The organism is Chryseobacterium sp. Tr-659, from assembly GCF_011752975.1.
Taxonomy (GTDB): Bacteria; Bacteroidota; Bacteroidia; order Flavobacteriales; family Weeksellaceae; genus Chryseobacterium.
The window spans coordinates 757,193-770,461 of sequence record NZ_VWWP01000001.1 but is presented as its reverse complement, the minus strand read 5'-3'; the positions used below and the strand labels follow the sequence as shown (position 1 = coordinate 770,461).

The window sequence follows — 13,269 nt, the reverse complement described above, 5'->3', positions numbered from 1 at the left end:
ACTTTTTTATTCACTTCGTTTTACAGGTTCCAGATTTTCATATTCTTCGGGAGAAAAAAGCCTGTAATGAACTTTAAAGGTTTTGCCTAGCGGTGTCTCCAATGAAAACCCACCGGGCCCGAATCCGTCTGTAACATCCAGTGTAAAATGTGAATATTTCCAGTATTCGAAAAGATCGCGGTCTATCCAGAATTCATGTCCGTTGATGGTTCCGATCATTGCGTCATTCATTCTGGGGAAAAACCCTCCTTTTTCAAAGCATTGGGGTTGTGTTCCTTCACAGCATCCACCTGCCTGATAAAACATCAGCGGGCCATACTGCTCTTCCAGCCTGTGAATAACTTCAAGTGCTTTTTCCGTAACGGAAAGTCTTGATATCTTTGTTTCCATTTCTATTGTTTATGTTTTGTAAAGGCTGCTATTATTTATGAATATTTATAAAGATCCCGGTAAAAATAAATTCTAACCGGGATCAGCAACACATCATCATTTAATTTGAGCCGGCAATATTTAAAACTATTCTGCAATCAAGAATCATATCTTAATTTTTGATTGAGTTATTTTAGGTTATTAGTTTTTATCACTATGTCTGAGTAAATAGGTTTATGTCCTTGAGTTTTTCTTTTGGAAATCAATCCGGCAGACCATATCAAATACTCGTGCTTCCACGCGTGAGGGATAGTAAGGGCGGCGAGGAACGAGCCGGTGCGAAATGTAATGGAGCACCGAAACGAAGTGAAGCCCTGCATAGCCCGACCGTGTTGCCCTGGAAACAGCCAAGGCAATCGGGCACGTCCTAAATTAATATTAAAAGAAACCTAACTTGTTTTTGTTATAAGAAATCAGCATATTTTTGGTCTGACGGTAATGATCAAGCATCATTTTATGATTCTCTCTTCCGATCCCCGACTGCTTGTACCCTCCGAAAGGTGCACCTGCAGGATATGAATGGTATTGATTTACCCAAACTCTTCCCGCCTGAATCTGACGTGGAATATTATAGAGCTGGTGGGCATCTCTTGTCCAAACTCCTGCTCCAAGTCCATAAATTGTATCATTGGCAATTTTTATGGCTTCTTCTTCATCTTTAAAGGTTGTAAATGCCAGTACAGGACCGAAAATCTCTTCCTGGAAAATTCTCATTCTGTTGTTTCCTTTGAAAATGGTAGGCTGAATATAGAACCCTTCTTCAAGGTCTTCTCCCAAATGGTTAACATCTCCTCCTACCAGAACCTCTGCTCCTTCATCTTTTCCTAATTGGATATAAGAAAGTATTTTATCTTTCTGAATCTGTGAAGCCTGAGCTCCCATCATTACTGTTTTATCTAAAGGGTTTCCTACTTTGATCGCTTTAACCCTTTCAATCACTTTTTCTATAAAAGCATCTGCAATACCTTCCTGAACGAGTAATCTTGAAGGACATGTACAAATTTCTCCTTGGTTGAGTGCAAAAAGGACCGCCCCTTCTATGGCTTTATCTAAAAATTCGTCATCTGCATCCATCACGGAGTTGAAGAAGACATTGGGTGATTTCCCGCCTAATTCCAATGTTACGGGAATAATATTTTCTGTTGCATACTGCATTACCAAACGTCCGGTAGCTGTAGAACCGGTGAATGCCGCTTTTGCAACTTTCGGATTGGTTACTAAAGCTCTGCCCAGCTCTGCTCCGAATCCATTGACAATGTTTATGACTCCTGCGGGTAAAAGGTCACCGATCAGTTCCATCAAAACCATGATGGAAACGGGAGTACTTTCTGCCGGTTTTAAGACCACACAGTTTCCTGCAGCCAATGCGGGAGCCAGCTTCCATACTGCCATGAGTATCGGAAAATTCCATGGAATGATTTGTGCAATGACTCCAAGTGGTTCGTGCACAATCAGGGATACGGTATCTTTATCTAATTCGTTGTGAGATCCTTCTTCTGCCCTGACCACAGAAGCGAAATACCTGAAATGATCAACAGCCAAAGGCAGATCTGCCGCTAGTGTTTCTCTTACGGCCTTACCGTTATCAATGGTTTCTACTGTAGCCAGATATTCCAGATTCTGTTCTATTCTGTCTGCTATTTTATTAAGGATTATGCTTCTTTCCGTTGATGAGGTATCTTTCCAGGTACGAAATGCTTTTTCTGCCGCATCTACCGCCAACTCCAGATCTTCTTTGGATGAATGGGCCACCTGAGTAAAGTTTTTGCCATCAACCGGTGAAACTACATCAAAATATTGCCCTTTAACGGGTGGCGTAAATTTCCCGTCTATATAATTATCATATTTACTTTTAAACTCCGGACGCTGTAAAAGAGTCGTTGATCTTGGTTCTGTAATTGTGCTCATATTAGTCTTGTTTTTATTTTTCGATACGACCAAATTACAAGCAGAAGCTCTAAAAGTTATAGCACAATCGTATAAAAAAAGTGCAGAATAGTGCAGATATTCAATTTTATAATTTTGTTAACAGCAACGTTCACACAAATTTTCTATATTTGAGTTACCTGCTTCATAAAAACTTTTAGGAATGAATAGCAATAGTAAGATTTTATTAAATACTCCTGAATTACGTAATGAAAACCAACTATTGAGTCTTGTTGAAAACCAGACTAAATTCAATCTGAACAATTGTGAATTCAGTATTTATGAAACCCATAAGTCATCTTTTGGAGTTAAACTTCATTTTGAAAATATTGCTTTTACGGCAATGCTGAGAGGCAAAAAGCATATGAAACTGGATAATAAGACGGGTTATTTTGATTATTTTCCGGGGGAAAGTATTCTGGTTGCGCCTGGAGAAACAATGGTTATTGATTTTCCTGAAGCGGATGAAACTCCCACTCAGTGTATTTCTTTAAGCCTTAATCCTGATTTTATAGAGGACTCTCTTAATTACTTAAACTATCATCTTCCGAAAGTAGATGAATCTTCTCAATGGAACATTCAGCTGGATGAATATTTTCTTTTTAATAATCAATCACTGGCTTCTGCCACCAATAATATCATGAGAATTGCTATGGAGGATAATACGCAAAAGGATATTATGGCTGATTTTGCATTAAAGGAACTCCTGATTAGGCTGATGCAGACGCAGGCCAGAAGCATGGTGGAAAAAAATATTGTAAGGAATAGATCCAGAATGGGCTTTGTAGTAGATTATATTAAGAGAAACCTGCATCAGAAACTGTCTATTGACAGTATTGCCAAGCTAGCGTATGTAAGTAAATCCAATTTCTTCAGAATGTTCAAAGATGAGCTAGGCACTTCCCCGAATGATTTTATTCTTCAGGAGCGAATTAACAGAGCAAAAGAACTGCTGGCCGGTCAGATCAGTATTAAAGAAACAGCTTTTCAGACAGGATTTTCAGATACCAATTATTTTACACGTGTCTTTAAGCAGCTGGTGGGGGTTACGCCTAAAAGTTACCAGAACAGAACGCTTGTGAGATAACTCTAATTGTTTGGACAGTAATGCTATAAAAAAGAGCCCCATTACATGGAGCTCTTCTTAAAAAATATATTAAATATTAAATCTTAATATTTATCGTTCTGCTTAACATTCGGGTTGGCAGAAATTTCTCTGATTGGAATAGGTAATGTATATCTGTAGTCACCATTTGGAAGGTTTTTAACTTCGATAATATCATCCGTAGGGTTTCTGTCCATGGATACATTAGCTAATACCGCAAGTCTCTTCAGGTCAAGGTAACGGTGTCCTTCAAGAGCCAGTTCTATTCTACGCTCTTTTAAGATATCAGCATATGCAAATTGTGTACTTGAATAAGCTGGAGTTGTAGCAGTTCCTTCAAAGTTTCTTGCTACTCTCACTTGCTGAATTCTATCGTGAGCGGCAGTAAGATTTCCTGCTGCTACTTCTGCTTCTGCTATAATGAAGTACATTTCCGATAATCTGAAAACTTTTACATCATTTCTTGTAGCTGTACTTGTTTTACCAGGATACTTGTCAATAACCAATCCGTCAGTTCTTGTATTTCCTGCAGTTGCAGAAGCATAATCTGGATTTGGTTTTGATGAAGGGTCTACATAAGCATATTTTCTGATATCTCCCGGAGTATTTTTAAATAGGTTATATAGGTTTCTTCCCCAGAACCACATTGGCGATCCAGTAAGGTTAGACTGGTTTGTATTCCATTTTCCACCAATAGCTGCACCTGCACCTAAAGGAAGTCTGTTTAAAGAGAAAATAGCTTCACCATTCTCAGTATCAGCCCACATTCTTCTATATGGGTTGAAAGAACCTCCTGCGATACCATTTCCAGTTTTCTCATCAATTCCTCCATAGAATGCAATATTCCATTTGTCGGAAGGTGTGTTATTGAAAGGTCCGGATTGGAATACAGAGCCATCAGCTTCTGTAACAGGAACTGCGGCATTGGTACCAGTCATTGGCGTAGCAATAGTAAGAGAAAGACCAGCTCCGTTGATTACTAATTCTGCATTTTGCTTAGCTAGTGCCATTTCACCTCTGTAAAGGTTAAAACGAGCAGCAACAGCATTTACAAAATTCTTATCTACTTTATATCTTCTAGGAGTTGTAGAGTTTCCTAAGATTCCTCTTGCATAATCTAAATCAGCATTAATGAAATCATATACATCCTGATTTTTAGCTCTTGGCAATTGCGCTTCTGTAGAAGGAACATCTTTCAGAAGAATAACCCCCAAAGCGTTAGGATCTTTCATATCACTAGAAAAATAAGCTTCAAGCTGTACATAACAATATGCTCTGATAGCTCTTGCCTGTGCAAGAATTGCATTGTATGTATTCTTCTCATCAGCAGATGTAGGGGTAATTCTCTTTGCCCCTTCCAGCAATCTGTTAACTCTGTTGATTACTCTATAATTGTTTAACCAGATTCCATCACTACCAACAGTACCTACTGTACCTCCTGTAACCACAGCACTAGACGGATCAAGGAAATGTCTGTGTAACGTATATTCCTGTCCTCCACTACCAGCTCCTGGTTTTACTTCGTCTGTAAAAACAGCTGTGAAGTAGATCTCATCAATTGGATCCAACTGAGCATATACAGATCCGTTTAAAACTTCATTAAGGTTAGCAACACTGGTATACAGGTCTTGTTCCTGTAATTCTCCTGCCTGCTTTATATCTAGAGCATCCTGACAGCTGTTCAGCGTAAATGCTGCAGATGATAAGGTTGCTACTACTAATATTGTATTGATAATTCTTTTCATAATTCTTCTCTGTTAAAAATCAACATTTAAACCTACCGATACGGTTTTTGGGTTAGGATAAACATTTAATGAATACGAAGTAATCGGTTCCGGATCAAATCCTTTCCAATCTGTCCATGTATAAAGGTTTTCTGCCTGAACGAATACTTTAATTCCTTTAACTGGCAGCTTACCTAACTGACTTTTACTAAAGTTATATCCTACAGAAATGTTCTTAAGTCTGATAAAGTCTGATCTGTGTAAGAATCTGTCTGAAGAACCTAAGCTTAGATTGCTTGCTTTTAATGCAGGTATATCAGTATCTCTGTTATCAGGAGTCCAGGCATTCAATAAATCAGATGAAAGATTTCTTGTAGCCGCTGCACTTGGGTCCATGATCCAAGATTGTAAGTTATCATAGATCCAACCTCCTTGTTGGAAAGAGAATAACGTATCAAGGAACCAACCTTTATGTTGTAAGTTGAATCCGAAACCTCCTGTAAACTTAGCATATCTTGATTTCCCAGTCAATACTCTGTCTGCAGATGTCGGAGCTTCAGTAATGTTTCCGTTTTTGTCAAGGAACTGTAAGTTCCCATTATCACGATTTACCCCAACATATGAATATAGCTGATACTGCCCAGCAGGTCCACCGATAGCATTTACCACATCTCCTGCAAGGTTTTCGCTGTTCATAGAAACAATCTTGTTAGAGTTGTATGCTCCGTTAACGAAGATAGAGAATCTTGTATTTTCGTTTCTGATCACGTTGTACTTGATCATCCCTTCAATACCTTTGTTATCAAGAATCCCATCGTTACCTCTGATTGAGTAGTATCCTGTAACTGATGATTTTTGAAGGTCATTGAACATTCTTGATGTTCTTTTCTGATAGTAATCCACACTACCTTCAATCAATCCTTTATAGTTGAAATCCAATCCGATATTGCTTTGTTTTACCTGCTCCCACTCTAAGTAAGGGTTTGATAAGTTAACAAAGTTATATCCTAATAAATTCTGATATCCTGAGAATCCGTTGTAAAGATCAAGGAAGTTATTTGGAAGAAGCGCCAATGGATTAGCATTATCACCCGCAATTCCTAAGTTCTGGTTCCCTGTGGTACCAATTGAAGCTCTTAACTTAAGCAATCTGAATCCGGAATTAGCCATGAATTCTTCTTTGTCAATATTCCATCTTGCTGCTACTGACCAGAAAGTTTCCCATCTGTTGGTAGGAAGGAAACGGTAAGAACCATCTCTTCTTACAACCCCACTTACTCCGTACTTGTCTTTATAATCGTAGTCTGCTGTTGCAAAATAAGCTAATGTACCCGCTGTTACTTTTGAAGCACTGTTAGAAGGTCTGTAGATATTTGGTGTATCTGGGTTAAAAGGAATATAACCTGTTCCTGCACCAAATTCCCATTGCAATGGGTTCAGTCCATTTTGTCTTTGAGTTGTTGAACTTACGTGAGCTTTGATATAATCTAAGTAAGCACCAGCACTAATCGTATGATCTCCAAAAGACTTGTTGAATGAGATATTCGTAATACTGTTGAAAGTCAGATCTCTTGTTGTTGAGAAATCCTCAAATCCTCCGTATGTAGATCCATCTCCTTTTGCTACACTGATTGCAAGGTATCCCAGTGGTGATCTTGCGAAGTTTCTTTCGTATTGTTTGTACTCAATACCCGTTCTGTTTCCAACGCTTAAATAATCTGTAATTTTATAGTTTACGTTAGCATTGGCAGAGATACTAAGTTCTGTAAATCTGTTTCTGATTCCTCCATTAATGTTATCCTGAAGGATCCAATGTCTGTTGTTAGTAGCATCTCCTTTAATAGCATTATATAGCTCCTGTCCGTTTGCATATGGAGAAGGTGTTGCATATGGCAGCGAAAGAACACTTCCGAATAAAGGATTCTGAAGAGTATTGTTGGAAATACCTGTATTCGTTTCATCATCCAGCTGATTCCTTCTGGAATATCCTAGTCCCATAATAGCCCCGAACGTCAGCTTGCCGTCTTTAGACTTACCATTAAGGTTATTTCTCATTGTAAATCTTTTGAAGTCTGTAGACTTTACAGTTCCTTCACTATCAAGATATCCTAGAGATAAAAAGTTATTGATGTTTTCCCCACCACCTGTAATGGAAAGGTTGTGCTGTTGGGTAATACCGATACGGGTAAATTGCTTACTCCAGTCTGTATTAGTACCCCAGTTGTCAATTTCTTGTTGTGATAAAGTTTTACCTTTACCTGTTTGCAAATTCTTTTGAATCTGTAAAAGTTGTCTGCCGTCTGACATATTGTAGTCAGAAGTAGGTAATTTACTGAACGAAGTTAATGCATCATAAGAAACTTTCAGTCCAGAGTTAAATTTTCCTCCTTTTGTAGTAATTACAACTACTCCATTTGCAGCTCTGTTACCATAGATTGCAGTTGCCTGAGCATCTTTCAGGATACTGAACGTATCAATGTCATAAGAGTTCAGGTTTCGGAACTGAGAACCTGAAGTAATTACCCCATCTACCACATACAGAGGGTCTGTAGAACCATTAAGGGAACTAGCTCCTCTGATCAAAATATTGAATTTTCCAGAACCTGGAGAACCCGATGCCGAGTTCACTACAATACCCGGAGCCGTACCTTGAATAGAGTTTAAAACCGAGATATTAGGTCTGTTTTCTAAAGTCTCAGAACCAACGGTTACCGAAGAGGTTGTAGTTTTAGCTTTTGTAGCTGTTTTACTATATCCTAAAACAACCACTTCCTCAAGTTTAGTCTCCTTGTCCTTACCGTTCTTAGAGTCTTTTTCCTGAGCAAATACAGCCTGGCCTGTAAAAAACAAGACCCCAGCTGTCAAAACACGCAATTTCACATTCATATTAACAAATTTTAATATATTGAAGGGACAAATATGTTAATAAATATCTACAACATCAATTCATTAAGTTCTGAAAAAGGCCTTACAGAGCGGGTATATTCACATTGATCCTTTAAAAATGATAAGGAATATTTTTTATTATTTAGAAAAAATTAACGAAAAATCACTCAATTTAAACATTAAGGGAATTTTAACAAAAATTAAAATTAAAATCAATTTACATCAAATAAAAAATATGGATTAAAAAAATAAACCAATATAAATTGAATCGATGAAAAATATAAAATAAACACATGCTTAATTTCGAGCGAAAAAGTGAAAAATAAGTGTATTTTTCTTAAAATTCACATAACAAACGACGTGTATAATAATAAAAAGACGGTCTTGGAGACCGTCTTTTTATTATTATGTTGAAAATTTATTAATAACTAATATCCAGGGTTCTGAACTATACCAGGATTTGCATTTAATTCATCCTGAGGAATTGGTAACGCAAACTTATAGCTGTTATTAGGCAGATTGGCCGGGTTTGCAGCGGGATAGTTCGAAGAACTGGAAGAATAATCAGCCGGATCTCTATCAATGGTAACATTGGCTTTTGTTGCTAATCTTTTTATATCTATAAAACGATGTCCCTCATAAGCTAACTCTAACCTTCTCTCTTTTAAAATATCAGCCCAAGCAGCTGTTGCATTTACATATACAGGAACTATTTGTGCAGCTCCAAATCTAGCATCCAGAACAGACTTTAAAGCTAACCCAACCCCCGCTAAATCTCCAGCTTCTGCTCTTGCCTCTGCTTTAATGAAATACATTTCTGAAATTCTCATTATCTTAAAATCATTATTGAATCCATTGGTAGCAGTTGTTGCTGCCGTAACACTTCCTGATTCAGTTCCTCCATGCTTTTGAATAATCAATTTATCAGAGTTTCTGTAATCAGGAGAAGTCGCATAATTGGGATCAATAATAGAAGATGGCGCCACAATTACATTTCGCCTTACATCAGTAGGTCTTTGATCAAGTAAATTAAACAAAGCCCTACTTACTTCAAATAATGGAGACCCATTTAAATTAGGAGCAACAGAACACCATCCATTATGTAAATTGGTAGCCTGTGAATTTTGCTGGGCCGTTCTTTTTAACCTGAAAATCACTTCCTTATTTGCTGGCTCATTATCTGTAAAAAATACTTTTCTATAATCTGCTTGGTTTGCCAATGTAACTCCTGAAGTATTAATGACTTCATCTGCCCATTTTTCTGCATTGGGGTAATCTCCTTTATATGCATAAGCGCGAGCCTTCAAGCCTTTGGTAAAGTTTTTATTTGCAAAATTATTATTAGCAACATAACCATTAATACCACCATAAATTGCTAACGCCGCATCCAAATCATTGTGGATTTGTGTATAGAAATCACCATTCTTAACTCTTGGATTTTCTTTTTCTGTTGACTCAAATATTCTATTTGCCAATATACCAGCCAGTGCATTATCATCTTTGAGATTGGTTGAATAATATGCTAATATCCTCAAGTGTCCATAAGCTCTCATGGTTAATGCTTCCGCTTTCAGTCTCGAAATCAATGCAGCATCTTCGGCATTCACGGGCACTACACTGTCTGCATATTTAATAACCCTATTAGCTCTTGCTAAAGCGGTATAAGTATCAACCCATATATTGGCAGAAAGCACTGAAGAAGGGATTAACAAGAAGATATATTCTGTAGAAAGCCCTTGTCCTCCATTTGCATATCCAATCCCAACCTCATCAGTAAAAACAGAGCTAAATACGGCTTCTGATCTATTAGAGAATATACTATATGTTGAATTCATCAGCTTTTGCAAGTCAGCAGATTGCGTAATTGCAGTTTCCTCTGTCAAAGAGCCAGGAGTAAAGGGGGTTATAAGTTCATCACTGCAAGAAGTGAGTAATACCCCTGACATTATCACTATATATTTAAATATTTTTTTCATTACTATTATTTTAGTTTATTAAATTAGAATTTAACATCAAAACCTAACGTTATAATTCTAGGAGAAGGATATCTTTGTTGATCAGATCCGTTAGGGCTCTCTGCATCATATCCTCTCCATTTTGTAAATGTGAGTAAATTTTCTCCTTGTAGCGTAATTGACATATCGTTGACAAAAGTTCCTTTTAGATACCTTTTGGGAATTCTATATCCTACCTGAACATTTCTAAGCCTAATATAAGAAGCATCTCTTAAGAATCTATCTGAATTCCCTTGTAATCCAAGATTAGCAGCTTTAAGAGATGGAACATCAGTATTTGTATTGGTGGATGTCCAGGCATTTAAAAGATCCCGATCCACATTAAATGCTGCTAAATTATTAGGATTATATAATCCAGACATATCATAATCAAAACGTTTTACTTTTGCTACAAAAGTGAATGTAGATGAAACAAAGAAGTTTTTGTAGGTAAAGTCAAATCCAAAACCTCCCTGATACTTTGGCAACCTATTTATTCCCATTAGCTTTCTATCGGAATCTTTTGGGCTTTCTGTTGGGTTACCATTCGCATCCTCAAACAATAAATTACCATTATTCGGGTTTACTCCTAAATATTTGTATAGAAAATATTCTCTAAGAAGCCCACCATTAGCAGTCACTAATAATCCGTCTGCTATCCTGCCTCCTCCTGATTGAATACCACTTATCTTTTGATTATTAATCGACCCATTTACCCTGAGTGTTAATGAGATATCATTTTCTTTATTTCTCAGTACATCATAAGCCAAATTTAACTCAAAACCCTTATTTTGTAAAACAACATCTGTATTTCTTACAACACTCAATGCCCCTAACACGGGCGCTGTTGGATCAGGCAGATATAAGTCATAGGTCCTTTTAACATAGTAATCAAATGATCCTCTCAATCTTCTTTTAAAGAATTCAAAATCGGATCCAATATTATATTGTTTTGTAGTTTCCCATCGTAAATTTCTATCCCCAAAACTTATAGCATACCCTTGATTGCCATTGTAAGTATTATTGGCTACGGTGTAAATATTGGTAAAACCCGGAGGGTTCAATCCTGCATAAATAGTTCCATCAACAATTCTCTGATTACCTTGTGTACCATAAGATGCTCTAATTTTAAATGCATCTACAAACTTTACATTGTCCATAAATTCTTCTTCATCTAGATTCCATCTTCCTCCAACAGACCAAAAAGTTCCCCATCTCCTTTCACCAAAGAATCTATTTGTACCATCTCTTCTCAAGACTCCCGTAATACCATATTTCTTATTAAAATCATAGTCTAATGAACCAAAATATGAGATCATCGCCCATTTTAGTTTTGTAGCACTAGTTGTTGGCACATAAAAATCATTGTTTGAAGTATCCGTAACATATCCAGCTCCTGTTCCAGGAACAAATGTTTTTGGATCTAATCCTCTCTGTCTCACATTATTAATATTGAGCTGCGAATAATTATATTCAGCATTTCCCTGAAGGGTAAATGAATGTTTACCCACGGTTTTAGAATACTCTAATTGCCAAAGATTATTAAATAAAAACTCTCTTCTTTGATTCATATCTTCAAAACCTGAAAACTCCTGGGCTCCTTTAAATAAAAACGCATTAAAAGAAAGTGGATATTCTGCCTGAGTAAATCTGGTATCCAGATATTGCCCTGAGGTTCTTACTTTTGCTGTAAAATCATCGGTAATTTTATATGATAAATTAGCAGCCATATCCAACCTTGTCTCCTCTGTCAGATTATTATAATTTACTAACTTATCCATTAACATTAAAGGCGTATACAACAATGTACCATCTTTGGAATATAAATCAAATAATTGTTGTCCATTCTGATACAGATCAGGCGATAAATATGGTGCAGACTGGTAGGCACCTAAGATATAATTTCTGTTAATCGCTCCAGCATCTAGAATTGCTTCATTATTTTTAGAAAAGCCCACGCCACTAACCAATGCGTATTTGAAACGATTATTTTCACTCTTGCCATTAATGTTATTTCTTACAGTAAATCTTTTAAGTCCTGTTGTTTTTAAAATTCCTTCATTATCAAGATAGCCTACAGATGTATATGAATTAATATTTTGCCCTCCAGACTCTATTGACAAATCATGACTTTGAGTAATTGCAGGTCTGAAGAAAATTTTCCTCCAATCAGTATTTATAGTATAATTCGCAATTTGTTCATCAGTCATTTTAGCCCCCAGGCCTACTCCATAATTCTTTTGTAGGGTCAACAATTCTTTAGAATTTGAAAAATTGTATTTGGGATCCTGTAAAAAAGAAACTCCAAACTGACTGCTATACCGGAAGCGCATTTTCTGGTTATATCTCCCTGATTTTGTTGTAATTAATATTACTCCATTAGCCCCTCTTGATCCAAATTCAGCAATTGCTGCAGCATCTTTCAATACAGAAAATGTATCGATGTCATTCGGGTTAATTGACCTAAAATTGTCACTATTGGAAGGAAATCCATCAATTACATACAATGGATCAGAATTACCATTATATGTACCTACCCCCCTAATGATAACTGTAGGTTTAGCCCCAGGCTGCCCGGTACTTGCAGCAACGTTTACTCCAGCCAACTGTCCTTGAACAATATTCATAACATTTGAATTAGGCCTGTTTTCTATTGTTTTACTATCAATTGTTGCCACTGACGTAGAAGCTGTTTTCTTAGTTGTATTTCTATAACCAAGAACTACAACCTCATCAATACCCTTCACTTCCGCCGTATCCTTTTTCACTTTCTGAGCAAAAGCCGTCTGTCCTAGAAAGAACATAGCTCCGGCACTCAATACATATAATTTTACATTCATATTAACAAATTTTAATATATTCCAGCAACAAATATGTTAATAATCCTTAATAAAATCAACCCACAAACCACTATAAAACAACACGTTAAACTATATATATTTCACTAATTACAAAAGTGAATGTTAGACTAAAATGGGATTTATTCTTTTTAATTAAAAAATTCAATTAAAAAAAAATTTTTATAGAAATTTTATAAATAAAAAAAAATCAAATCGTTTCACTTTTTTTTAAAAAACAGTAAAAAAAATTAATAAAATGAAATTTTTTAACTAATAATATCCAAAATAAAATATTTTAATTTTACATAAAAAACAAACAAAATGATAAAAAAATAAACAAAATTTGACTATAAAAAACAAACTAA

7 protein-coding genes are annotated in these 13,269 nt (G+C 36.3%); 1 reads left to right on the top strand and 6 read right to left on the bottom strand.

All coding sequences use genetic code 11. The features are described 5' to 3' along the window. Window positions 1-6 precede the first annotated feature (6 nt). Complete coding sequence (locus F3J23_RS03345; RefSeq protein ID WP_167024043.1) at window positions 7-390, bottom strand: DUF779 domain-containing protein; 384 nt, start codon at window positions 388-390, stop codon at window positions 7-9. 417 nt (window positions 391-807) lie between these two features. Continuing rightward, complete coding sequence (locus tag F3J23_RS03340; protein ID WP_167024040.1) at window positions 808-2,337, bottom strand: aldehyde dehydrogenase family protein; 1,530 nt, start codon at window positions 2,335-2,337, stop codon at window positions 808-810. 181 nt (window positions 2,338-2,518) lie between these two features. Between F3J23_RS03340 and F3J23_RS03335 the strand changes: the two genes are divergently transcribed. Beyond that, window positions 2,519-3,442, top strand: a complete 924-nt coding sequence (locus F3J23_RS03335) for a helix-turn-helix domain-containing protein (protein WP_167024037.1) — start codon at window positions 2,519-2,521, stop codon at window positions 3,440-3,442. Between the two features lie 83 nt (window positions 3,443-3,525). Here F3J23_RS03335 and F3J23_RS03330 read toward each other — a convergent pair whose 3' ends face one another. From F3J23_RS03330 to F3J23_RS03315, 4 genes are all read right to left on the bottom strand, one after another. Continuing rightward, window positions 3,526-5,205, bottom strand: a complete 1,680-nt coding sequence (locus F3J23_RS03330) for a RagB/SusD family nutrient uptake outer membrane protein (RefSeq protein WP_167024034.1) — start codon at window positions 5,203-5,205, stop codon at window positions 3,526-3,528. A gap of 12 nt (window positions 5,206-5,217) precedes the next feature. Then, window positions 5,218-8,070: a SusC/RagA family TonB-linked outer membrane protein gene (locus F3J23_RS03325; RefSeq protein ID WP_167024031.1), complete on the bottom strand. Its 2,853-nt coding sequence runs from the start codon at window positions 8,068-8,070 to the stop codon at window positions 5,218-5,220. Between the two features lie 428 nt (window positions 8,071-8,498). Continuing rightward, window positions 8,499-10,046, bottom strand: a complete 1,548-nt coding sequence (locus F3J23_RS03320; RefSeq protein ID WP_167024028.1) for a RagB/SusD family nutrient uptake outer membrane protein — start codon at window positions 10,044-10,046, stop codon at window positions 8,499-8,501. Between the two features lie 23 nt (window positions 10,047-10,069). Further along, window positions 10,070-12,904: a SusC/RagA family TonB-linked outer membrane protein gene (locus F3J23_RS03315; RefSeq protein WP_167024025.1), complete on the bottom strand. Its 2,835-nt coding sequence runs from the start codon at window positions 12,902-12,904 to the stop codon at window positions 10,070-10,072. Between the last annotated feature and the right edge of the window lie 365 nt (window positions 12,905-13,269).